General features: G+C 61.4%; 22 protein-coding genes. 16 read left to right on the top strand and 6 right to left on the bottom strand.

All coding sequences use genetic code 11. The features are described from left to right. The gene (locus ACZ9IU_RS28030) at positions 1-744 is read left to right on the top strand and encodes an ABC transporter permease (RefSeq protein ID WP_040124619.1); all 744 of its coding nucleotides are present in this window, start codon (positions 1-3) and stop codon (positions 742-744) included. A 4-nt stretch (positions 745-748) separates the two neighbouring features. Next, entirely contained in the window at positions 749-1936 is a 1188-nt protein-coding gene (locus ACZ9IU_RS28025) for a phosphopentomutase (RefSeq protein WP_040124621.1), read from the top strand. Here ACZ9IU_RS28025 and ACZ9IU_RS28020 read toward each other — a convergent pair whose 3' ends face one another. The 3 genes from ACZ9IU_RS28020 to ACZ9IU_RS28010 are packed head-to-tail and all read right to left on the bottom strand — an operon-like array spanning position 1937 to position 4604. Then, a complete protein-coding gene (locus ACZ9IU_RS28020; protein WP_040124622.1) occupies positions 1937-2710 on the bottom strand; it encodes an ABC transporter permease in 774 nt (257 codons plus the stop codon). Beyond that, a complete protein-coding gene (locus tag ACZ9IU_RS28015) occupies positions 2707-3522 on the bottom strand; it encodes an ABC transporter ATP-binding protein (RefSeq protein ID WP_051900430.1) in 816 nt (271 codons plus the stop codon). The genes ACZ9IU_RS28020 and ACZ9IU_RS28015 overlap by 4 nt, the downstream gene beginning before the upstream one ends. Positions 3523-3578: 56 nt before the next feature. Next, on the bottom strand, positions 3579-4604 hold the full coding sequence (locus ACZ9IU_RS28010; protein WP_040124624.1) for an ABC transporter substrate-binding protein: 1026 nt from the start codon (positions 4602-4604) through the stop codon (positions 3579-3581). A 121-nt stretch (positions 4605-4725) separates the two neighbouring features. On the opposite strand from ACZ9IU_RS28010, the gene ACZ9IU_RS28005 reads away from it, so the two are divergent. Together ACZ9IU_RS28005 and ACZ9IU_RS28000 are read left to right on the top strand one after the other, a co-directional pair. Further along, the gene (locus ACZ9IU_RS28005) at positions 4726-5628 is read left to right on the top strand and encodes a helix-turn-helix domain-containing protein (RefSeq protein WP_051900434.1); all 903 of its coding nucleotides are present in this window, start codon (positions 4726-4728) and stop codon (positions 5626-5628) included. Positions 5629-5730: 102 nt separating this feature from the next. Continuing rightward, positions 5731-6384, top strand: coding sequence for an HAD hydrolase-like protein (locus ACZ9IU_RS28000; RefSeq protein ID WP_040124625.1), 654 nt, complete (start codon positions 5731-5733; stop codon positions 6382-6384). 397 nt (positions 6385-6781) lie between these two features. Here the strand turns inward: ACZ9IU_RS28000 and ACZ9IU_RS27995 are convergent, their stop codons facing one another. From ACZ9IU_RS27995 to ACZ9IU_RS27985, 3 genes are read right to left on the bottom strand one after another with little or no spacing between them, the layout of a single operon-like run. Then, a complete protein-coding gene (locus ACZ9IU_RS27995; RefSeq protein WP_157885296.1) occupies positions 6782-6931 on the bottom strand; it encodes a hypothetical protein in 150 nt (49 codons plus the stop codon). A 17-nt stretch (positions 6932-6948) separates the two neighbouring features. Continuing rightward, on the bottom strand, positions 6949-7335 hold the full coding sequence (locus ACZ9IU_RS27990) for a type II toxin-antitoxin system VapC family toxin (protein WP_040124626.1): 387 nt from the start codon (positions 7333-7335) through the stop codon (positions 6949-6951). Further along, positions 7332-7580, bottom strand: coding sequence for a type II toxin-antitoxin system VapB family antitoxin (locus ACZ9IU_RS27985; RefSeq protein ID WP_040124628.1), 249 nt, complete (start codon positions 7578-7580; stop codon positions 7332-7334). Before ACZ9IU_RS27985 ends, ACZ9IU_RS27990 begins: the two co-directional genes overlap by 4 nt. Before the next feature lie 576 nt (positions 7581-8156). On the opposite strand from ACZ9IU_RS27985, the gene ACZ9IU_RS27980 reads away from it, so the two are divergent. From ACZ9IU_RS27980 to ACZ9IU_RS27925, 12 genes are all read left to right on the top strand, one after another. Then, positions 8157-9128, top strand: a complete 972-nt coding sequence (locus tag ACZ9IU_RS27980) for a LysR family transcriptional regulator (RefSeq protein WP_040125758.1) — start codon at positions 8157-8159, stop codon at positions 9126-9128. Between the two features lie 26 nt (positions 9129-9154). Further along, positions 9155-10615 carry an NAD(P)-binding domain-containing protein gene (locus ACZ9IU_RS27975; RefSeq protein ID WP_040125759.1) on the top strand — a complete coding sequence of 487 codons (1461 nt, stop codon included), beginning with the start codon at positions 9155-9157 and terminating at the stop codon, positions 10613-10615. A gap of 34 nt (positions 10616-10649) precedes the next feature. Continuing rightward, positions 10650-11567, top strand: coding sequence for an ABC transporter permease (locus ACZ9IU_RS27970; protein WP_040124631.1), 918 nt, complete (start codon positions 10650-10652; stop codon positions 11565-11567). Between the two features lie 8 nt (positions 11568-11575). Further along, positions 11576-12433, top strand: coding sequence for an ABC transporter permease (locus ACZ9IU_RS27965; protein ID WP_040124633.1), 858 nt, complete (start codon positions 11576-11578; stop codon positions 12431-12433). Continuing rightward, entirely contained in the window at positions 12430-13620 is a 1191-nt protein-coding gene (locus tag ACZ9IU_RS27960; protein ID WP_040124634.1) for a M24 family metallopeptidase, read from the top strand. The genes ACZ9IU_RS27965 and ACZ9IU_RS27960 overlap by 4 nt, the downstream gene beginning before the upstream one ends. Before the next feature lie 7 nt (positions 13621-13627). Beyond that, positions 13628-14638 (top strand): ABC transporter ATP-binding protein, encoded by a 1011-nt coding sequence (locus ACZ9IU_RS27955; protein ID WP_040124636.1) that lies wholly within the window; start codon positions 13628-13630, stop codon positions 14636-14638. Continuing rightward, a complete protein-coding gene (locus ACZ9IU_RS27950) occupies positions 14635-15552 on the top strand; it encodes an ABC transporter ATP-binding protein (RefSeq protein ID WP_040124637.1) in 918 nt (305 codons plus the stop codon). The genes ACZ9IU_RS27955 and ACZ9IU_RS27950 overlap by 4 nt, the downstream gene beginning before the upstream one ends. A gap of 4 nt (positions 15553-15556) precedes the next feature. Then, the gene (locus ACZ9IU_RS27945; protein ID WP_040124639.1) at positions 15557-17833 is read left to right on the top strand and encodes a molybdopterin-dependent oxidoreductase; all 2277 of its coding nucleotides are present in this window, start codon (positions 15557-15559) and stop codon (positions 17831-17833) included. Further along, positions 17826-18326, top strand: a complete 501-nt coding sequence (locus ACZ9IU_RS27940; RefSeq protein WP_040124640.1) for a CMD domain-containing protein — start codon at positions 17826-17828, stop codon at positions 18324-18326. The genes ACZ9IU_RS27945 and ACZ9IU_RS27940 overlap by 8 nt, the downstream gene beginning before the upstream one ends. Beyond that, positions 18323-18901, top strand: coding sequence for a peroxidase-related enzyme (locus ACZ9IU_RS27935; RefSeq protein ID WP_040124641.1), 579 nt, complete (start codon positions 18323-18325; stop codon positions 18899-18901). Before ACZ9IU_RS27940 ends, ACZ9IU_RS27935 begins: the two co-directional genes overlap by 4 nt. A 202-nt stretch (positions 18902-19103) precedes the next feature. Further along, positions 19104-20609, top strand: coding sequence for an ABC transporter substrate-binding protein (locus tag ACZ9IU_RS27930; RefSeq protein ID WP_040125760.1), 1506 nt, complete (start codon positions 19104-19106; stop codon positions 20607-20609). Positions 20610-20763: 154 nt separating this feature from the next. Then, a complete protein-coding gene (locus tag ACZ9IU_RS27925) occupies positions 20764-21606 on the top strand; it encodes an alpha/beta fold hydrolase (RefSeq protein WP_040124642.1) in 843 nt (280 codons plus the stop codon). Positions 21607-21719 lie beyond the last annotated feature (113 nt).

The following is a 21719-nucleotide window of genomic DNA, read 5'->3' as shown; positions in this document are numbered from 1 at the left end:
ATGATCCTGCGTGGCATAGCGGGTTTGATCGTAACCCTCGTCCTGTGGACGGCGATCGTCGTCATCTTCAGGGTTCCGGCATTTCTTCTGCCGGGACCGCTTGAGGTGTTCGCCCGGCTGCTCTTCCTGTTCGAAAACGCCAAGCTTTTCCGGCATATCGGCGTTACTCTCACGGAGATCGTCGCAGGTTTCGTGATCGGGACGGCGGTCGGCATTCTTGCCGGAGTCGTCTTCGCGCGGCTTCCCCGGGTCGAACGTTTTGCCACGCCGCTCATCCTGCTGCTACAGACAGCACCGAAGATCGCGATCGCGCCCCTGCTGCTGTTGTGGCTGGGAATCGGGCCAACACCCAAGATCGTGCTGATCGCGATCGTCACCTTTTTCCCCGTCATGTCCGGCATGGTGACCGGTCTGCGTTACGGGGAAGGCAGTTTTCGCGATCTCGCCGCCGTCTTGAAGCTCAGCCCCTGGCAGAGTTTCTGGCATATCGAGCTGCCGTCGGCGCTGCCGGCGGTGCTTGCCGGCATGGCGGTTGCAACGACGCTCGCGATGACCGCCGCCGTCATCGGCGAATTGATGGGCGCCAATGAGGGCATCGGCTATCTGCTGTCCTCCGGCCAGGAAAACAGCGATACCGCCGTTGTCATCGGCATGGTGCTCCTGCTGTCGCTGATCGGATGGGCCTTCTACGAGGTCATCGAACTGATCCGCCGCCATTCGCTCGGCCGGTTTCAACTGAGCTGATTGGATGGCGCGCGTTTTCCTCTGTGTCCTCGATTCCGTCGGCTGCGGCGGCGCGCCGGATGCGGCCCGTTATGGGGATGAAAGCTCCAATACCTTGCTTCATATTGCCGAGGCCTGTGCCGCTGGGCGCGCGGAAGAGGGGCGCAGCGGCCTCCTGAGAGTTCCGAACCTCGATGCCTTGGGATTGGGTGCCGCGATACGGCTCGCATCGGGCAGGACGGCGCCCGGTCTCGGCGCGGCACCGATCGGTCGTTGGGGTGTGGCGGAGGAAATCTCTGCCGGCAAGGATACCCAGAGCGGCCATTGGGAGCTCGCCGGTGTGGCGGTCGCCCGTGACTGGCATTATTTCCCGCGCGCGATACCGGCATTTCCGGATGATCTGATGGCCGAACTCGCAGCACGCTCCGGCATTTCCGGAACGCTTGCGAATTGCCATGCTTCGGGCACCGAGGTGCTCGACCGGTTCGGTGCCGAACACATCGCGACCGGCAAGCCGATCGTTTATACCTCCGCCGACAGCGTCGTGCAGATTGCGGCCCATGAAGCCCATTTTGGTCTCGACCGTCTGCTCGATCTTTGCCGTATCGCCGCCGAAATCTTTCATCCGCTGAATGTCGGCAGGATCATTGCCAGGCCCTTCGTCGGCGAGACGCCAGGCGCCTTTATCCGCACCGCAAACCGCAGGGACTTCGCCATCGCCCCTCCGGACGGCACGATCTGCGACCGGGTTGTTGCCGCAGGCGGTGCGGTCCATGCGGTCGGCAAGATCGGCGACATCTTTGCCTACAAGGGCATTACTGACGTCTCCAAGGGCAGCGACGACATGGCGCTCTTCGACCATGTGCTTGGCTGGTGCTGCCGTGCCGAGCCGGGCGATCTGGTCTTTGCCAATTTCATCGAGTTCGACAGTCTCTGGGGCCATCGCCGCGACGTTTCGGGCTATGCCCGTGCGCTCGAAACCTTCGATGTCCGCCTGCCGGAACTGACGGGGCGCCTGCGCAGCAATGATCTGCTGATTATCACCGCAGACCATGGCAACGACCCGACCTGGGCGGGCACCGATCACACCCGCGAGCGGGTGCCGGTGCTGGCGACCGGGCCGGGCATAAAACCCGCGGAGTTGGGTATCTGCCGGTTTGGTCATGTGGCGGAGATGATTGCGGCGCATCTCGCGCTGCCCAAAAGGGGTTGACTAGCCGCCGATGCCGAAGGTGGCGCCCCGCGTCGCCCAGCCGGTCATGCGGCGTTCTATGAAGGCGAAAATCATATACATGAGGACGCCCATGAGCGCGATGACGACAAGGCCTGCAAACACAAGCGGGATCCGGAAATTGGCGGATGCCTGGGTCATCAGCGTTCCGATACCCCGGTTGGAAGCAAGCGTTTCCGAGATGACGGATCCGACAAATGCAAGCGTGATCGAGATCTTCAGCGATGCGAACAGGTAAGGCATGGAACGTGGAATGCCGACCTTGCGGACGATATCGAGTTGACTTGCGCCCAGCGAGCGCAAGACGTCGCGCAGGTCGGTCTCGATCGTCGCGAGACCGGTCGCGACGTTTACCGCAATCGGGAAGAAGCTCAGCATGAACGCGGTGATCACGGCGGGTATGGTGCCTATGCCGAACCACACGACAAGGATAGGTACGATCGCAACCTTCGGCACCGAGTTGAAGCCGACGAGCAGCGGATAAAGGCTCGTATAGGCGAGCCTGGACGATCCCACCAGCACACCGAGAACCGCACCGAATCCCACCGCGACGGCGAAGCCGATGACCGTCGTCAGCAGCGTCTGGCTCGAATGAAACCAGATGATATAGGCGTTCTCATAAAGGGCTGCTGCGATCATCGTCGGTGAGGGCAGGACGAAAGGCGGGATATCAAAAGCTTTGCAGGCGAGCTCCCACAGGACAAGCAGAATAACCGGCAAGGCCACAGGGCCGACACGTTCCAACATGCTCATCATGCCTTTCCTGCTGGTTTTGCGGGTGCGATTTCAATCGGCATTCTTTGCGAGCGGATATCTGAGCGCAGGTCCATGACGTTTGCGTTGAACGCGGGATCCAGGAAGGTCTGCTCGCCTCTCGGCCGGCTGAACGCCGAGGTGTCGACCGTCCGAACAACCCGGCCCGGCCTGTTGGACATGACATGGACGCTGTCTGCCAGATAAAGCGCCTCTCTGAGATCGTGAGTCACCAGAATGGCCGTGAACTGCCGTTCCAGCCAGATCGCCTGCAGCACATCCCACAATTCCTCGCGCGTGAATGCGTCGAGTGCACCGAACGGCTCGTCGAGCATCAGCAGTCGCGGCTGGTGGATCAACGATCGGCAGAGAGACACGCGTTGCTGCATGCCGCCGGAAAGCTGCCACGGATAATGACTTGCGAAACTCTCCAGTCCTACGATCCGCAGAAGATCCATGGCCCGGTCGACGAATTCCTGTTTCTTCGCACGGAACTGATGGCGCTCGGGACGAACGACCTCGAGAGGGAGCAGGACGTTTTCCAATGTCGTCCGCCAGGGCAAAAGATTGGGATTCTGAAACGCCATTCCGACGATGCTGACCGGGCCTGAGATTTCGTGCTGGTCGACCAGAACGGCGCCGGTGGTGGCGGGCATCAAGCCCGTCACCAATTTCATCAGCGAAGATTTCCCGCAGCCGGACGGTCCGACCACCGCCGCGAAGGACCCTTCTTCGACCTTCATATTGAGGCCTGATACCGCCGGCGTCTTGCCGTAAGAGAGGCTGACGTCAATCAATTCGACGAGGTTCTTCATCCGGGCCGCCAGAAATGTCGTTTCGGAACGATTATGAGATGCTTGCTGGGAATTGCTTACTTCGGCGGCATCCGTTCGGCTGACGGGGGGAGGTATTCGGTCGTGTAGACCTTATCGGCTGCGGGCGCCGCGATTTTGTAGGCGTCGCTGTTCGTCTTGATCGTCAGCGCCATGCGGGCGGGATCCACGTAACCGAGACCATTCGTTTCGAACGAAGGGGATTTCAGAACACCCTTGTCCAACAGGAATTTCAGGCGTGCCGCCTCGAGTTTGACGTCATAGAGCGGTTCGATTTCCTTCATCGCCTGCATGCCGGCCTCCGGGTTTTTCAGGAGAGCGATGGTGCCGGCGATCGAGGCCTTGACGAAGCCCTTGATGACGTCCGGGTGCTTGGCAATATAGTTCGGCGTTGCAACCAGCGCGCTGCCATAAAGGTCGAGACCATTGTCGGCATAACCGAGCACGGTGATGTCTTTTTCCGGTACGCCAGCCGAAATGAGGTTGAAGACAGACGTCGAGGAGAAGCCGGAGATCGCATCCACCTGGCCCTGCACCAGCATCGTCTCGCGTAGGTTCGGCGCGATGGTGACCCAGTTGATCGAGGCGGGGTCGATCTTGTTTGCCTGGGCAAACGCGCTGAACATCAGGCGGCTTGAATCGGCTTCCGGAGCGCCGATCTTCTTGCCGGCAAGGTCTGCAGGCGACTTGATGCCGCTTTTGGCAAGAGCAATGATCGAGTTGGGCGTCCTGTCGAACACCTGATAGAACGCAATCAGATACCGATCGGGATTTTCGGCATTGAACTTGATGAGCGAATTGATGTCGGTGAACCCGATGTCGTAGGCGCCCGCTGCGACTTTAACGATGGTATCGCCCGAGCCATAGCCCCGGTCCATGGTGACCTTCAGCCCATTGGCCTCGAAATCTTTATTCTTGAGGGCAAGACCCCAGATGGCATGGTTTCCCTGCAGGGTCCAATCCAGCGAGAACTTCACCGGCGTCAGGTTCTGCGCGATACCGGAAACGGCGGAGCCGACCAGTGTCCCTGCGGCAAGCAGGATTGCTGCAATTGCTTTCATCATTATCACGTCCCCTTTTTTTGATGTTGTAAACGGGCTATCTCAAAATTTAGACGATGTCCATAATATTTAGACAGGGCATATAAAATGAAGTATCCCTCGTTCTCAATGAGGAGAATCGCTGATGTCGGAAAGGCGAACGATGCCGGCGGAGGAGGCCGGCATACTGAAGGATATCGGCCAGCGGCTGAATGCGTATCGCCTGGCGCACGGCCTATCTCCTGAAATGCTTGCCGACAGGCTCGGCGTTTCCCGTGCCGCGCTTTACCGGGCGGAAAAAGGAGAAATCCTCAAGATTGAAACCCTCGTTCGCATCAGCCGTGTGCTGGACGTCTCTCTGCCCAATCTCCTGGGGGTAGGTATCGAATATGTGGATACCGCCTTGGGTTTTTTCGAGCGAATGCGTCAGATTGAGGCCGAGAGCGAGCAGATCATCGGCTTCTTCGGTCCGCTTTCCTATCTCCTGACCTCATCCGCATATGACGAGATGCTCGCGCTTGCGATGGATGACCTGAGATCCAAGGACGACGAGACCGCGACGGCTATCGACAGGCTTCTTTCTGTCCTCCGGCAGCGTAAGGAAGCCTATCAACGCCGCCGTCCCCTCCTGGTCAACCTGATCGCAGCCTCCGAGCTGCGGCGGTTTCTGTCGAATGGGCTGATTGGGCGCGATGATCTCTCAGCTTCGGACCGGCGAAATCGACAGTCCATGGCCAGGGCCGAGGTCAAACACATTGTCGAGCTCGTCAAAAAGCCGTCGATCGGCGTTCAGATAGCGGTTGTGCCCGGCCTTGTTCCGGCGACGAATTTTCAGATCTTTAGGCAGGCGGGGCGCTCTGTTCTCGCGATCAGTCCGTTTCGCCTTGGAGAACAGCCAAACGTCAGGGTCGGGGTCGGGATCATCACCGCATCGCTCGAAGGCGTGAAATTGCATGAGGAAATTGCCCGCAGGATGTGGGAGAGCGCGCTGAAGGGCGAGGATGCGATCGATCTCATCAGCAGCATGATGGCTGAAACGCGACATTGAAAATGTTGCACAGGACCGATCCAGTTCGCAGAACCGGATGCATCGCTCGCCATCCCTACATCATTTATTGAGCCTTTATATGATCGGAAAGTGAGTTTCCTTATGTCTTCGCCTTCAGCCATTCTTCTCGACCTCGATGGGACCTTGATCGACTCAGAGCCGGGCATCCTGTCCAGCTGCCGCGCGGCCTTGCGGGCTCTCGGCCATACGACAGATCCGGCAATGGACATCGCCTCGATCATCGGGCCGCCGATCGAAGACGTCATGCGCTATCTTCTCCAGCCATTCGGCGACAGTCGCGTGTCGGAAGCGGTCGAGGCATATCGTGAAGACTATGGGACGAGGGGCCTGCTGCTCAGCGAGCTCTACGACGGAATTGCAGACGCTCTTTTTGCGATGCGGGAAACGGGTGTGAGCTTATATCTGGCAACGTCGAAACGGGCGGTGTTTGCTCGCAGGATTCTTGAGAACAAAAAACTGGCTCCGCTTTTCGACGGCATCTACGGTTCGGTGCCCGGCCAGGATATCGACCACAAGCCGGAATTGATCTCCCACATTCTGGCGGAGAACGGTCTGACCGCGGATCAGTGCATCATGGTCGGCGATCGCAAATTCGACGTCGCTGGCGCTCATGCCAATCGCATGCGGGCGATTGGCGTCCTCTGGGGATATGGCAGCCGCGAGGAACTGGAGATCGCCGGGGCGGACCGCTTGATCGGGACGCCTGCCGAATTGCTTGGCAGTCTTCGATGGTGACCCTGATGTCCATCATCCAAGGCGATAGATCGAGCACGTCGAGGATTTGAGAAGTTAAGCGCGCCACGACACGACGGTAGCGTATATCTGTTCGATTTGGAACATGCGGTGATCACGCTGTGAGGATGGACATTTCTCGCCTCGGGTCGAGGACGTGGTGGTATTCACAGCGGACAGTTTTGCTTATTTTCGAATCCGGTCTGGCAGCCCTATCCCTCGGAATGAAGCAGGCCGCTGGCCTTTGGTCTGATCCTGGACGCCAAGCGGCGCGACATCGGAGCCACCGCGTCCGCCTGTGCCTATCTCACGCCCGCCTCGGAAGGCGGAAGCAGTGATTTCGAGGCTGATCGCCTGACGGTGAACCCGCTGATGGGCCGACACCAGGCGGCGGATGCTTTCAGTCCGAGGCGTAGGCCTTACGGGTATTGGCGGAGCTTGCCGCCTCGACATAACCACGGGCACGTTCGGCCAGATCTTGCCGATGCGCCAGCAGGGCAACGGGCTCGTTATCAGCCAGCACGATGGCTTGAGCGGATCCGGTCGACATTGCATCGTCGGTCGTGGTTACGCCGCCTGGACATCGGTTTGAGAGAAGTCGTTACCCTTGAACAGCAGCGGTTCGCCAGTCGCTTTCGCTAGAGCATAAGCAAAGCAGTCGCCGAAGTTGAGACCGGCCTTGTGACGGCCTTTACCGAAATCTGGAAAAGCTTGTCGGGCCAGTTCGCCGTGATCAAGAGTGACAGGCTCGACGATGATGCCGGCGCGCCGGAGGAAAGCCTCCGCCTGGCGCATACCATCAGGGCCGAGCTGGCCTTCCACCACCATCGACAACTCCACGTAATTCGCTACGCTGATCCGCGTGAGCTCGACGTCATGGATGGCCTTAACAAACCTTGCCGCCTCGGGCTCACGATAAAGAATTGCGACCAGCGCCGAAGTGTCGACGATCATTTTGGTAGGCCGTTCTCGTCATAAAGGAAATCAGCATGATCGACATAGGGGCGTTTGACGTTCGCCGCAGCGCGATCTGCGATCGCGAGAAGCTCCTCGACGCTGGCCCGGCCTTTTCGGCGTTCGATCTTGGCAAAACGCTCACGCAACGCCTCGGTGACGACACGGGTCATGCTTTCTCCCGTGGCGTGGGAGATCGCCTGTGCCAGGCGATGGGCTTCCGGATCCTTGATGCTGAGGCTCATGTGGGATAGCTCTCATATAGAAAAATAGCGTTCTTTCTAGATTTCTACATAAAATATTGTCGCATTCAAGTGTGCAAGATAACGTCGATAATGCAAGATTATCGGTCATTGGGGCCCGAATTTGGCTGCGCGAACCCTGGAAAGCCGCCAAAATTCCCGCTCGATGTCAAAAGATGTCAGATAGCCGAGCGATGCGGGCTTTACGCGCAGGCTGCTCATGAAGGGGCATTGCAAGGGTCTCAGGTTTGCGATCGCTTTCATCGCATGCAAATCTGCGGCTCGCTATCGAAGGACAGATGAGCCTCTCCGGCCGCTACCGGCATCCGCAACAAAACGCGGGTGGCCGCTTCTTCGACGTTGTTGACCTGGTCAACCGGCTGGAAACGGAAACGCGTAACGGCAAGCACAGTCGGATCGTCGTCATTGGCGCAACCTCGTGTTCCCATTGGCCTGATGAAGAGAGGGTCTACTGCCCGGCTTATCATTTGAGCAATTTATACGTTGCGCATTTTTTTGAGTATGCGATATTTGAATTAACAATAGTCAATGCTGCATTTTGCGCATTATGGGTCGGCGATGGAAATCAAGCAGCTGGAAGTGTTCCTCGCAGTCATGTCGGCAGGCAGCATCACCGCCGCCGCCCGGCTGCTCGACCGCTCGCAGTCGCAGGTGACGCGGCTCATTCAGGAACTCGAATCCTCCGTCGGCTTTGCGCTTTTTGACCGCAACGGTCCCCGCATCACGCCGACATCGCGGGCGGTCGCTTTTCATTCGGATGCCGAGCGTTTCCTGACCGGCATCGGCCAGCTCAAGGAGCGTGCCAGGAATATTCTCTCGGAAGAGCCGGCGCCGATCGAGATTGCCGCGATCCCGGCATTTGCCAGTGGATTGGTGCCGCTCGCGCTTGCGGAAATGCCGGCGGACCTCATTCCGCGGAATGTGCATCTGCGCAGCATTTCGGCCGAGGCGGCCGTCCAGTCGGTGCTTGCCCGCACCGCGGATTTCTGCGTCGCCTCGCTGCCGGTCGAGCATCCGGGCCTTGATGTGCATGGCCTGTTTCAAGCGCCTTGCGTCGCCGCGGTGGCGGCGGACGACCCCCTGGCGGGCAAGGATGTCATCTCCGTTCGCGACCTGGCCGACCGTTGCCTCATCACCATGGCCAATCCTTTCCGACTGCGTCGCCGCGTCAATCAGGCGCTGCAGGCGGCCGATGTCCGGCCATCGCGCGTCGTCGATACCAATGCGGCGCTGAATGCGCTGCAGCTCGCCTCCACGGGTTTCGGCGTCTCGATCGTGGAGCCCGCGACCGCCTATGGCCTGCAGCTCAAGAACGTCGAGATCCGCCCGCTCGATGTCGACATCCCATTTCTTTGGGGCATTTTCTCGGCCGCTTCCAAGCCGCTTTCGGAAGGCGTTCTGGAGCTCATCCAGTTGATCACCAGGATGTCGGCCGCCCGCATACCAGGTTTCGTGGCACACGATCCGGGCCATATCGAACGCGTGGCGGATGCCACTTTCGGCGCTGGCGCGAACGCACAGGAGCAATGATTGTGAAGGCGCAGGATGCACAGCGGATGAAAGGCCTAGAAGCGCTTGAACTGCGGCTTGCCGAAGACCTGTCGTTTCTCGAGCTCCCTCCCAAGGAGTGGGTGCCGCCGACCGAATATGATGGTGTAAAAGTTTTCGATACCGTCGTAATCGGCGCCGGCATGTGCGGCCTGGTGGCGACCGCATCGCTGAAAATGCTCGGCATCCATAACGTCGTCTGCCTCGACCGCTCTCTCCAAGGGCAGGAGGGGCCGTGGGTGACGTTCGCGCGCATGGAAACGCTACGCTCTCCCAAGCAGCTGCCGGGGCCGGCGCTGGGCCTGCCGGCGCTGACATTCAGGGCATGGTATGTTTCACAGTTCGGCGCGCAGGCATGGGACGCGCTCGGCAAGATTCCCAAATCGCAGTGGATGGACTACCTGGTCTGGTACCGCCGCGTGCTTCAACTGCCGGTCCGCAATCTCGTCACCGTCACCGAAATGATCCCGGTCAGCCAAGACCTGATCGCTCTCGACGTTTGGGATGCTGAACGCTGCAGACAGGAACGACTTTATGCGCGGCATGTGGTTCTGGCGACCGGCCGCGACGGCCTCGGCGGCGGTTACGTGCCGGAATTCGTCGAGCGCGTACGGTCAAAATTCTGGGCCCATTCCGCCGACGAGATCGATTTCCCGGCCCTGAAAGGCAAGCGCGTCGCGGTCGTCGGGGCGGGGGCTTCCGCCATGGACAATGCTGCAACCGCGCTCGAAGCCGGTGCAGGCCAGGTCGATATGATCATCCGGCGCAAGGAACTTCCCCGCATCAACAAATTCACCGGCATTGCCAGCCAGGGTGTCGTCCAGGGTTTTGCCGGCCTCAGCGATGCGTGGAAATGGAAATTCCTCGACTATGTGCTCGGCGCCCAGACGCCGCCGCCGCGCGATTCCACCCTGCGGGTGTCGCAACATCAAAACAGCCGGTTTTTCCTCGGCACGGCGGTGACCGGCCTGCGGGAAAGCGGCGACCATATCGTCGTCGAAACGAGCGGCGGCGATGTCGACTATGATTTCGCGATCTTCGCCACCGGCTTCCGGGTCGATCTCGATCGCCGCCCCGAACTCAAGCATTTTGCGCCTTATATCCAGTTCTGGAGCGACGTCTTCACGCCCGAAAAGGGCATGGAAAACGGCGAGCTCGCCACATCTCCCTATCTTGGTCCCGATTTCGAATTTCTCGAAAAGCTTCCCGGCAGCTGCCCGTCACTGCATCTCGTCCATTGCTTCAACTATCCGGCCTCGCTCAGCCACGGCAAGTTGTCGGGCGATATACCGGCGGTCAGCGACGGCGGTCGTCGGCTTGCGCGCGGCATCGCCCGCAATCTCTTCGTCGCCGACCGCGAAACCCATTTCGCCAATCTCGTCGCCTTTGAAACGCCGGAGCTGCTCGGCGACGAGTGGACGGATTCCGCCGCGATGATCCCGGCCCTCCTCAAGGGAGCGGCCGAATGACGACCGTCATTCTCTATGCTGCGAGGTACTGGCCGTGACCCGCTATCTTGTCGGCAAGCTGGCAGAATCGCTGCTCGCCATATGGGGCGTGGTCACGATCGTTTTTTTCGTGAGCCGCGTTCTCGGCGACCCGGCCGTGCTTCTGCTGCCGGTCGGCGCCGGCCAGCAGGACCTCGACGCGCTTCGGGCTTCGCTTGGCCTCGATCGCCCGATCCTTGAACAATATCTCATCTCCGTTCTGGCCATGGTCCGGGGTGATTTCGGCATTTCGTTCCAACACCAGCGCCCTGCCATGGATGTCGTTCTCGAACGCATGCCTGTGACCGCCACGCTCGCCGGTACCGCGCTTTTGTTCGGGACGCTGATCGGAGCGGTGGCCGGTGCCATCGCGGCGCTGAAACGCGGCACCATCTCCGAGTTCATCGTCATGGTGGCGGCTCTTCTGGGCCAGGCGACACCGGTTTTCTGGCTCGGCATCATGCTGATCCTGGTCTTTTCGGTCGATCTCGGCTGGTTCCCGACGGGCGGCTCGGGAACCATCGCGCATCTGGTGCTACCGGGACTGACGCTGTCGGTCTTCGTGTCGGCCTCGATCGCCCGTCTGCTCCGATCGTCGCTGCTCGACATCATGCGCGAGGATTACGTTCGAACCGCGCGGGCCAAGGGCTTGCTGCCGCGCACCGTGTTCTTCTGGCACATCGCACGAAACGCGCTGATCCCGGTGATTACGATGATCGGCATCATCGCCGGCGAGCTTCTCGGTGGATCGGTGGTCATCGAAACTGTGTTCGCCTGGCCCGGCGTCGGGCGCATCATCATGCAGGCGATCCAGGCCCAGGATTTCCCGGTCATCCAGGCGGGGGTCGCGCTGGTCGCTGCCATCTTCATCGTCGTCAACCTGTTGGTCGATTTGCTCTATGGCGTGCTCGATCCGCGCATCCGTCGGCGATAGGTGCGGCCATGAAAGCGTTCTTCCTCGCCCTCCTGAAAAGTCGCGCCGGACTGTTCGGTTTCCTGCTGGTGTCGGTCTTCGTGCTGGCCGCAATTCTCGCGCCCTATCTCGGCCTGCCGGTGCCGACGCGATCCAACCTGCTTGCCCGCATGGCAGCTCCCACCTGGACGGGATTGTTTTCGCCCGGCGCCCATCCGCTCGGCACTGACGAGCTCGGTCGCGATATCCTGTCCCGTATCGTTCACGGCAGCCGGATCACGCTGGCGATTGCGGCTGCGGCCGTCATTCTGGGCGGCATCGTCGGCACGCTGCTTGGCATTGTCGCCGGTTATTACCGCGGCATGGTCGATCGCGTCCTGATGCGCATCGTCGATATCCAGCTCGCTTTGCCGCTGATGCTTCTGGCCCTTCTGGTGGTTGCGGCGCTCGGACCCTCGACCCGCAACCTCGTCATCGTGCTCGCCCTGACGAGCTGGCTCCGCTACGCCCGCATCATCCGTGGCCAGGTGCTTGCCCTTCGCGAACGCGAGTTCATCCTGTCGGCCCATGCGATCGGTGCGGGAACCTGGCGCATCATGCTCAAGCACTTGCTGCCGAACGTCATGACCCCGGCGCTGGTGATCGCCACGCTGGAACTCGCCCGCATCATCATCATGGATGCGGCGCTTTCGTTTCTCGGCCTCGGCGTCCAGCCACCCAATCCGAGCTGGGGCCGCATGCTGGCCGACGGTCGTGTCTACATCTCGACCGCCTGGTGGATCGTCACCTTCCCCGGCATTGCCATTCTCCTGACCGTGCTCAGCGTCAACCTTCTGGGTGACTGGCTGCGCGATCACTTCGATCCGAAATTGAGGACCACGCGATGAACCAGCTTTCCCGTTCCACGTTACCGCCCCGCGTCGGACGCCTGAAGGCCGGGATGGCCAGGCAGGGCGTCGATGTCATCGTCTCCTTCAAACCGGAAAACAGCTTCTATTTCACCGGCTTCAACCCGATCATCTATTCCCATCCGGTGATCGCCATACTGACCCCGGACCATGACCCGATCATGCTCGTGCATGCGCTGCGCGACGATCACGGCCGCGCCAGCGCCTGGGTGCCGGATATCCGCCTCTACGGTTCCTGGTCGACCAAGGTCACCATGGGGCCGAACTGGCAGGATGCGCTGGCCTCGATCCTTGCCGATCTCGGCGTGGCCGGCAAGACCGTCGGCATCGAGGAGGAATTCATTTCGATCCAGCGGGCCGGCCAGTTGCGCAAGGCGCTGCCGGACGCGGCATTCGCCGATGTCAGCCATCTGATCGACCATTGCCGCCTGATCAAGGACCCGGACGAGATCGCCAATGCCCGCATCGCCGCGCGGGCGGCCGATCTTGGCATGGATACGGCGATCGCAACCCTTGCCGCCGGCGGCAACGAGCGGGAGGTCGCCATCGCCTCCATGCATGCGATGAACACGCTGTGGACCGCCGAATATCCCGATGTCGAGGTCTGCGACTTCGGCTCGCTGGAAGGCGGGGTCCAGAACGGCATGGCCACCTGGGTTCTCTCGGGGCCGCGCATGTTCTACAATTGCGACAACCCCACCCAGCGCAAGCCTCAGCGCGGCGAGGCTGTGTCGGTGCTGATCTGGACGATCGCCAACGGCATCCACGCCGAAAACGAGCGCACCATCGCGATGGGCCCGCTGCCGGAAACCAACAAGCGGGCGCTCGACGCCATTCTCGACATCCGCGAAGAGGTCGATGCCCTGATCAGGCCCGGCACGCCCTACAAGGACCTGTTCGAAAAGACCCGCGAGAGCCTGAACGCGCGTGGTTATGGTGCCAACATTCCGGGCCGCATCGGCCACGGGATCGGGCTCGGCGCACACGAACATTCCTCGCTCGATGCGTCGTCTTCGCTTGTGCTCGAACCGGGCATGATCTTCACCTTCGAGCCCAATATCCGCGTTCCCGGCGTCTGCGCGACGCAGATCTCCGATACCGTTCTCGTCACCGAGACCGGCCGCGAGTATCTGACCCGCTCGGCCGGCGGCTATCTGGAGGTCTGAGCGTCCGATGGCACCCCTGCTCGAGGTCCGCAATCTTACCGTCGCGTTCGACACGCCGGCCGGCACCGTGCATGCCGTCAACGACGTGTCCTACAGCCTGGAAGAGGGCGAGACGCTCGGCATCGTCGGCGAATCCGGCTCGGGCAAGAGTGTCCATGCCCTGTCGATGGTCGGGCTGATCGCGACGCCGCCCGGCCGCATCGTCCGCGGCGAAGTCCTGTTCAACGGCCGCGACCTGCTGGCCCTGTCGCAACGCGAACTGTTCGAAGTGCGCGGCAAGGAAATCGGCTTCGTTTTCCAGGATCCGATGACCTCGCTCAATCCGGTCCTGACCATCGAGCGGCAGATCGCCGAGCCGCTGCGGCGGCATTTCGGCATGTCGGTAAGTCAGGCGCGGAGGCGCGTCGTCGAACTTCTCGAACTTGTCGGCATCCCCGATGCCGCCCGCCGCGCCAGACAATATCCGCACGAGTTTTCCGGCGGCATGCGCCAGCGCGTGATGATCGCGATCGGCATTTCGTGCAATCCGAAGCTGCTGATCGCCGACGAGGCGACCACGGCGCTCGACGTCACCGTCCAGGCGCAAATCCTCGATCTGGTGCGCGATCTCAAGAAGAAGATCGGCACCACCGTCATCTGGATCACCCATGACATGGGCGTCGTCGCCGGCCTCGCCGATACGGTTCAGGTCATGTATGGTGGCCGGATCATGGAACGCGGCCCGGTCCGCGCCGTGTTCCACGATCCCCGCAACGCCTATACCTGGGGCCTTCTGAAGTCGCTGCCACATGGCGGCCGTCGAGGCGTGACCCGGCTTTACCAGATCCCCGGCAATCCGCCGGACCTGACCAAAGAGCCGATCGGCGATCCTTTCGCGCCGCGCAATCCCTTCGCGACAGAGCGTTGCCGCATCGAGACGCCGCCGCTTGGCGAAGTTGAGGGCAGCGTTGCCGGCCACAGGGCGGCCGCCTGGTACGATCTTCGTGCCGAGATTGCCGCCACGCAGGTGCAACCATGAGCGAGAGCAACATGACGCCGCTCGTTTCAGTCCAGAACCTCTGCAAGACCTATGGCGGCGAGAAGCGTTTGTTCGGCGGCTCGATGCCGGCCCTGAAGGCCGTCAACAATGTCAGCTTCGACATCGCCCCCGGCGAAACGCTCGGCCTTGTCGGAGAATCCGGCTCGGGCAAGAGCACGACTGGCCGTGTGCTGCTACAGCTCGAGGCGCCGACCGGCGGCGACATCCTCTACAAGGGTGAGAACATCACCGGCCTGAGCAAGGCGATGCTGAAGCCTTACCGGCGCGACATGCAGGTCATCTTCCAGGACCCCTATGCCTCGCTCAATCCGCGCATGACAGTGGGCGAATTTGTCGGTGAGCCGCTGGAGGTTCATAATCTGGCCAGTTCGCGCCGCGAGCGTGAGGATCGGGTCGCCTCGCTGTTTACCAAAGTCGGCCTCGATCCGTCCTTCATGAAGCGTTATCCGCACGAGTTTTCCGGCGGCCAGCGCCAGCGCGTCAATATCGCACGGGCGATCGCGCTCAATCCTGCCTTCATCGTGGCCGACGAGCCGATCACCGCACTCGACGTGTCGATCCAGGCGCAGATCGTCAACCTCTTCCAGGATCTGCAGGACGAGCTGGGATTGACCTACCTGTTCATCGCCCACGACCTGTCGATGATCCGCTACCTCTGCCACCGGGTGGCCGTCATGCTGCGCGGGCGCATCGTCGAAATCGGTCCCTGCGACGCGATTTTCGAAAACCCGCAGCATGCCTATACGAAAGCGCTGCTTTCGGCGATCCCGGTTCCCGACCCGGATATCGAACGTGACCGCCGCCCGCTCGTCTTCGACGTCGGCGCCAACCTGCCGCGGGAGGAAGCCGTTCTGCGGCCCGTCGGCAACCGTCATTTCGTACTGGAGGTTTGAGAAAATGACGCATCTGTTCGCAACCCATTTCGGCACCTACGAAGTCGGCACGGATGCGAACGGGAAGCGCAAGCTCCTGCCGTTCCGCCACGATCCGGACCCTTCGGAAATGGGTCTCGGTTACCTGGATCTGGCCGACCATCCGGAGCGCATTCGCGCCCCGGTGGTCCGCAAGTCCTGGCTGGAGAAGGGGCCTCTTGCCGCCACCGGCGTTTCGCGCGGCCGCGAGGATTTCGTCGAGATAAGCTGGGACAAGGCTGCAGGCCTGATCGCTGGCGAGCTTCGGCGCGTGCGCGAGCTCCACGGCAACCAGACGATTTTCGCCGGCTCCTACGGCTGGGCTAGCGCCGGCCGTTTCCACCATGCGCAAAGCCAGCTCAAGCGCCTGCTCAATCTCGCCGGCGGCTTCACCTCTTCCGTCAACAGCTATTCCTATGGTGCTGCGGCCGTCCTTCTGCCGCATATCCTGGGGCCGGACTACAAGGACGCCTGCGATACCTCGCCGTCCTGGAACGACATTTCCGAAGGCTGTCAGCTGCTGGTCGGGTTCGGCGGCTTCCGGCTGAGCAATGCGCAGGTCGAGTCGGGAGGGACCGGCAGCCACCGCGCCGTCGAATGGCTGCGGCGCTGTCAGGACAAGGGTGCGCGCATCGTCGTGTTCAGCCCCGCTTCGGGCGATGCGCCCTCCGGTGCGAACGTCCGGCATATTCCCCTGCGCCCGAATACGGATGCCGCTGTCATGCTCGGCATGTGCCATACGCTGCTGAGCCAAGGCCTGTTCGACCGCGATTTCCTGAAACGCTGCACGACCGGCTATTGCGATTTCGAGAGCTATCTGGTCGGCGAGGCGGACGGCATCGCGAAGGATGCCGAATGGGCCTCGGCCATTTCCGGCGTGCCGGCGAAAACCATCGTCGAGATCGCCGAAGACTTGCATGACGCGCCGAGCCTGGTTAACGTCGCCTGGTCGCTGCAACGGGCGCGGCGTGGCGAACAGCCGTTCTGGGCGGCGATCGCGCTCGCCTCGATGGCGGGTCATGTCGGCAAGCGCGGCTGCGGTTTCGCCTTCGGGCTGACAGCCGTCAATTCCGTCGGCCAGCCTGTGCGGCGACTGAAAGGGCCGGCATTCGAACAAGGCCGCAACCCGGTCCGCAGCTTCATTCCGGTGGCGCGGATCACAGATCTGCTCGAAAATCCGGGCGGGCGGATCGACTACGACGGACAGGTTCTCGAACTGCCGGATATCCGGCTCGTCTGGTGGGCCGGCGGCAATCCCTTCCACCATCATCAGGATCTCAACCGGCTGGCCGAGGCTTTCCGGCGCCCCGAGACCGTGATCGTCACCGAGAACATGTGGACTGCCACCGCCAAGATGGCGGACATCGTGCTTCCGTCGGCGTTTCCCTTCGAGCGCGACGATGTCGCGGCGGCGTCGCGCGAGAACTGGCTGGTCTACAGCCGCCGTGTGATGGATCCGCCGGCCGGTGTCTTGACCGATCACGACGCCTATTGCCTGATCGCCGAAGAACTCGGTTGCCGCCAGCAGTTCGACGAGGGGTTGACCACCGACGACTGGCTTGCCCGGATCTACGAAGGTTATCGGGAGCGTTATCCGGAACTGCCGGATTTCCAGGCGTTTCGCGTTCGGGGTTATGCCGCGCTTGATGAAGGCGAGCTTGCGCCGTCGCCCGCGAACCATTTTCGAGATTTCGTAAGAGACCCGGATGCCGCCCCGCTGAAAACAGCGAGCGGGAGGATCGAAATCGGGTCGAGCGCTGTCCGCGGCTTCGGTTATTCCGACATCGCCGGCCATCCCGTCTGGCTGGCGCCGGAGGAGTGGCTTGGCGCACCGCTTTCGGCGAAACATCCGTTCCATCTCCTGTCTCCGCAACCCGCCCACCGCCTGCATGGCCAGCTCGAATACGGTCCCGCGAGCCAGGCGGCCAAGCTTGACGGCTACGAGCGGTTCACGCTGAGCGAGATCGACGCCAAACGTCTTACCCTGAAACAGGACGACCTTTGCGAGCTTTACAACGACCGCGGCCGAACGATCGCGGCGCTGACGATCGACGGTGGCCTGATGCCCGGCGTCGCCGTGCTTGCGACCGGCGGCTGGTTCCGCCCCGATGCGCAGGGCGTCGACCACGGCGGCAACCCGAATACGCTGACAGCGATTACACCCGCCTCGCATCTGTCGCAGGCGACCGCCCCCAATTCATGCCTGATCTCGATCCGTCCATGGCCCGGATCCGCAGGTGGAACCTATGATGGGAATGAGTGACTTGGACCAGATCGACATCCTATCTGGCTTGAAGCCGGGCTCCGAGCTCTACGCGATCCGCCGCGAACGACCGGAATTCGTGGAGGGCACCGAGCTCTGCCGCGAAACGGTGCTCAGTCCAAATCATGGCTTTGGCCTCAGCCATGCACTGCGCGCCGCGCTCGCCTCCCGCATGGCCCGCTCCATCGGACGCGAGGACCTGGCAGCGGTCTACGATCTGATGCTGGACGAAGCCGGCAGCGATGCGGACCTGGCCTCGATCGCCTCGGGTGCTGAAACCGCGGCGGCCGCCGATGCCTTTACAAGTGCCATTATCCGCCACGCCGACCTCGTCACCCAGACGCCGCGCAACAGCAGCAGGGCGGATATCGAGCGCCTCGAAAAGGCGGGCCTCACCAATCCGCAGATCATCGCGCTGTCCGAGCTGATTGCCTTCGTCAACTACGAGGCCCGCGTCCTTGCCGGCCTCAGCCTGCTGGAGGAGGTCGAATGAGCACGGCGCGTTTCAAGGTCAAGGCGCTCTCCTGGTCGCCCTATATCGAGCCGGTCGACGTTGCCACGGCGAGCGAAGAACAGCTGGCTGCGATGCAGGTGACCCCGTCCAATACCAAGGTTTCCCCCTATGTGCGCACGCTCGCGCATGATCCGGAATCCTACGTGGCCCGCACGAAACTGTTCAACGCCATCATGTATGCCAAGGGCGGTCTCGACCGAGCCGAGCGCGAACTCGGCGCGCTCGTCGCCTCCGCCGTCAATCGCTGCGTCTACTGCGCGTCGGTCCATGCCCGCCGTTATGTCGAACTGTCGGGCCGCGAGGATGTCGTCGAGGAGATCTATGTGCGGGGCCTCGAAGGTCCGTTCGATGCCAGGACCCAGGCGATCGCCGATTTCTGCAAGGCGCTGTCCGAGACGCCGTCGCAGGCCACCAAGGAGCAGGTACAGGCCCTTCGCGATCATGGCATGTCGAAGGCCGAGATCGTCGACCTCGTCCACTCCGCCGCCATTTTCGGCTGGGCGAACCGACTGATGCACACGCTTGGTCATTCCGTACCTGTCGAAGCCAAATGAACGGAAGGGAGGAAACAGCATGACCGCCAGCCCCCGGACAAGCCAATCGTCGCTCCCAGCAGGCGAACGATCGAAACGTTCTGCGATCCTTGCAAATTCGATCCGCTTATACTCAAGGACGTAAAATAGAGGAAAAGCGTCCCTTGAGAACGCGGTGTAAACCCATGAAAAACCAACGGGAATTAATCAGAAGGGAATGGGCATGACCAGAAAATCAATCGCCGCGGCAATCGCCGCACTTTCGCTCGGCGCCACGATATCGACATCGGCGCTTGCACAGGACAAGACGCTGACCATCGCGATCACCAACACGATCAACACGTTCGATCCGCATATGACGGCATCCGTCGGCACCGACCTCAGCCTGCTCAGCCACATCTATCCGTCGCTGGTTCTGCGCAGCCCCGACATGAAGATTGCTCCGGCTCTTGCAACCGAATGGACGAGCGTCGACGATCTGACTTGGCGCATCAAGCTGCGGTCGGACGCCACGTTTAACGATGGCGAGAAGATCGATGCCGAAGTGGTCAAATGGAATTTTGACCGCGTGCGCGACCCGGCCGTCAATGCCCGCATCAAAGCGTGGTTCACGCTGATCTCCGACGTCAAGATCATCAGCCCGACCGAGATCGAGATCAAGACGAGCTCGCCCTATCCGGCGATGATCGGCCAGCTGTCCATGTTCTTCCTGCTGCCGCCGAAATGGGCCGCCAATCATAAGCCGGCGACCGAGACCGCGTCGGGCGGCGCCTATGTCGTCTCCTCCGTCAAGCCCGGCGAGAGCATCACGCTCGACGCCAATCCGCAATACTGGGGTGCGAAGCCGGATTTCAGCAAGGTCGTTGTCCGCATCATTCCGGATGCCGCCAGCCGTGTCGCCGCGCTGCTTGCGGGCGAGGTCGATTTCATCAACTCGATCCCGACCACGGAAATTACCCGGATCAAGACGAGCGGCAGCGCCCAGGCCGGCGCGGTGCCGAGCACCCGCACCGCGTTCATCAAGTTCAACACGCTGAAGCCGCCGCTCGACAACAAACTGCTTCGCCAAGCGCTGAACTACGCCGTCGACAAGGAAGGCATCGTCAAGGCGATCTTCAACGACCAGGCCGAGATCGCCAAGTGCCAGGTAACATCGAAGAGCTATTTCGGCTTCAATGCCGATCTGAAGCCCTACGCCTATGATCCGGAAAAGGCGGCCGAACTTTTGAAGAAGGCAGGCGGTGCGCCGGCCGAGCCGATCGAAATCGAAGTGCCGACAGGCATCTACCTCAACGGCGAGGAAGTCGTCCAGGCGGTCGCCAGCCAGCTGGAAGAGATCGGCGTCAAGACCAAGATCGTCGAGATGCAGTTCAGCGCCTATATGGACAAGTATCTGAAGACCAAGGACCTCGGTCGCATGAGCCTGCTCAGCCAGGCCTGGCCGACGATCGATGCCGATGGTCTTCTGACCCTGTTCGCGCCAGGCAACATGTACGCCTATTGGGAGAATGCCGATTTCGGAAAAGCCTTGGCGGACGGCCGCTCGACCATGGATGTGGCGAAGCGCCAGGCCGCCTACAAGAAGGCGACCGAGGTGATGTGCGACGAGGCGCCGGCGCTCTTCCTCTATACCCAGCCCGCGACCTACGGCCTGTCCAAGCGTATCACCTGGGCCGCTCGGGGCGACGACTGGGTCCGCGCTTTCGACATGAAGCCTGCGGCCAACTGAGGCCCAGGACGCCAGATGTCGCCATCCCGCTTCACACGAGGCGGGATGGTCTTCCATTGGCCCATGACAGTTGTCGGATCCAGCACCAGCCGGACGATGGCGATCCGACAGAAGCACCTACTCAGACGCCATATCAGCAGGATAGGATAGTCCCATGCCGACAGTGACACTCAACAACGCCACCTTTGTCTATGACGACATCGGCAATCCCGATGCCGAGCCGATCATTGCGCTGCATGGCGGGCGCGGCATCGGCGACCGCCACGGAGAGTTCAACGCCTACAAGGTCTTGTCGGACAAATACCGTGTCATCGCCTATGATCAGCGCGGTTGCGGGGAGACGAGCCTGACGCCTCCCTACACGTTCGAGCAGTTGGCCGATGACGTCGAAGCCTTTCGCATGAACCTGTGCGGCGGCCGCAAGATCATTCTCGAGGGCGGCTCGTTCGGCGGCATGATCGCGCTCACCTATGCCGTGAAATATGGCCAGAACCTGTCGCGGCTGATCCTGCGTGGGACCGCCGCCAGCTATCACCACGAAGACGATGCCATGGTGGTGTTCAAGCAGCGCATTCACAAGGCAACCAGCGCCTCCCTCGACATGCTCGACAAGATGTTCTCCGACCGGGTCAAGGACGATACCGAGCTGCGCCTGATCTGGCTGGCGCTGCAGCCGCTCTATTACGAGAAATTCGATCCGGATGCCGCGCTAGAACGCACCCGCACCATGCATTTGCATGCCGAAACCCATAACGCGCTGTTCAAGGAACGACTTTACGACCTGCGCGACAAGCTGAAGGATATTCCGGTTCCGACGCTGGTTGTCTGTGGTGCCGAAGACTGGATCTGCCCGCCGAACCATTCGCGGCTGATCGCCGAAAGCATCCCCAAGGGCGAGCTTCTCGAAGTGCCGAACGCGAACCACGCGGTCCATGCCGAAGCGCATGAGGTCGTGATCGCCGCGGTCCGCGAGTTTTTGGCGCGCACGTCGAACTGAGACCTGCGGCAGGCAACCCGCTATCTGATTGGCATGGCATCCGCTATCGTTGGGAACGGCAACAGCCGCTTGCCTGCGGGCTGGGGAAGATCCTTTGCGCGGGAGCGGCATAT

This window comes from Mesorhizobium sp. USDA 4132 (assembly GCF_056279545.1).
The sequence above is the reverse complement of the archived record's forward strand: the minus strand, read 5'-3'. Positions and strand labels throughout refer to the sequence as shown.

Coding starts and splice junctions, on each gene's coding strand:
- ACZ9IU_RS28030 (WP_040124619.1), top strand. CDS start 1: ATGATCCTGCGTGGCATAGCGGGTTTGATCGTAACCCTCGTCCTGTGG.
- ACZ9IU_RS28025 (WP_040124621.1), top strand. CDS start 749: ATGGCGCGCGTTTTCCTCTGTGTCCTCGATTCCGTCGGCTGCGGCGGC.
- ACZ9IU_RS28020 (WP_040124622.1), bottom strand. CDS start 2,710: ATGATGAGCATGTTGGAACGTGTCGGCCCTGTGGCCTTGCCGGTTATT.
- ACZ9IU_RS28015 (WP_051900430.1), bottom strand. CDS start 3,522: ATGAAGAACCTCGTCGAATTGATTGACGTCAGCCTCTCTTACGGCAAG.
- ACZ9IU_RS28010 (WP_040124624.1), bottom strand. CDS start 4,604: ATGATGAAAGCAATTGCAGCAATCCTGCTTGCCGCAGGGACACTGGTC.
- ACZ9IU_RS28005 (WP_051900434.1), top strand. CDS start 4,726: ATGTCGGAAAGGCGAACGATGCCGGCGGAGGAGGCCGGCATACTGAAG.
- ACZ9IU_RS28000 (WP_040124625.1), top strand. CDS start 5,731: ATGTCTTCGCCTTCAGCCATTCTTCTCGACCTCGATGGGACCTTGATC.
- ACZ9IU_RS27995 (WP_157885296.1), bottom strand. CDS start 6,931: ATGTCGACCGGATCCGCTCAAGCCATCGTGCTGGCTGATAACGAGCCC.
- ACZ9IU_RS27990 (WP_040124626.1), bottom strand. CDS start 7,335: ATGATCGTCGACACTTCGGCGCTGGTCGCAATTCTTTATCGTGAGCCC.
- ACZ9IU_RS27985 (WP_040124628.1), bottom strand. CDS start 7,580: ATGAGCCTCAGCATCAAGGATCCGGAAGCCCATCGCCTGGCACAGGCG.
- ACZ9IU_RS27980 (WP_040125758.1), top strand. CDS start 8,157: ATGGAAATCAAGCAGCTGGAAGTGTTCCTCGCAGTCATGTCGGCAGGC.
- ACZ9IU_RS27975 (WP_040125759.1), top strand. CDS start 9,155: ATGAAAGGCCTAGAAGCGCTTGAACTGCGGCTTGCCGAAGACCTGTCG.
- ACZ9IU_RS27965 (WP_040124633.1), top strand. CDS start 11,576: ATGAAAGCGTTCTTCCTCGCCCTCCTGAAAAGTCGCGCCGGACTGTTC.
- ACZ9IU_RS27960 (WP_040124634.1), top strand. CDS start 12,430: ATGAACCAGCTTTCCCGTTCCACGTTACCGCCCCGCGTCGGACGCCTG.
- ACZ9IU_RS27955 (WP_040124636.1), top strand. CDS start 13,628: ATGGCACCCCTGCTCGAGGTCCGCAATCTTACCGTCGCGTTCGACACG.
- ACZ9IU_RS27950 (WP_040124637.1), top strand. CDS start 14,635: ATGAGCGAGAGCAACATGACGCCGCTCGTTTCAGTCCAGAACCTCTGC.
- ACZ9IU_RS27945 (WP_040124639.1), top strand. CDS start 15,557: ATGACGCATCTGTTCGCAACCCATTTCGGCACCTACGAAGTCGGCACG.
- ACZ9IU_RS27940 (WP_040124640.1), top strand. CDS start 17,826: ATGAGTGACTTGGACCAGATCGACATCCTATCTGGCTTGAAGCCGGGC.
- ACZ9IU_RS27935 (WP_040124641.1), top strand. CDS start 18,323: ATGAGCACGGCGCGTTTCAAGGTCAAGGCGCTCTCCTGGTCGCCCTAT.
- ACZ9IU_RS27930 (WP_040125760.1), top strand. CDS start 19,104: ATGACCAGAAAATCAATCGCCGCGGCAATCGCCGCACTTTCGCTCGGC.
- ACZ9IU_RS27925 (WP_040124642.1), top strand. CDS start 20,764: ATGCCGACAGTGACACTCAACAACGCCACCTTTGTCTATGACGACATC.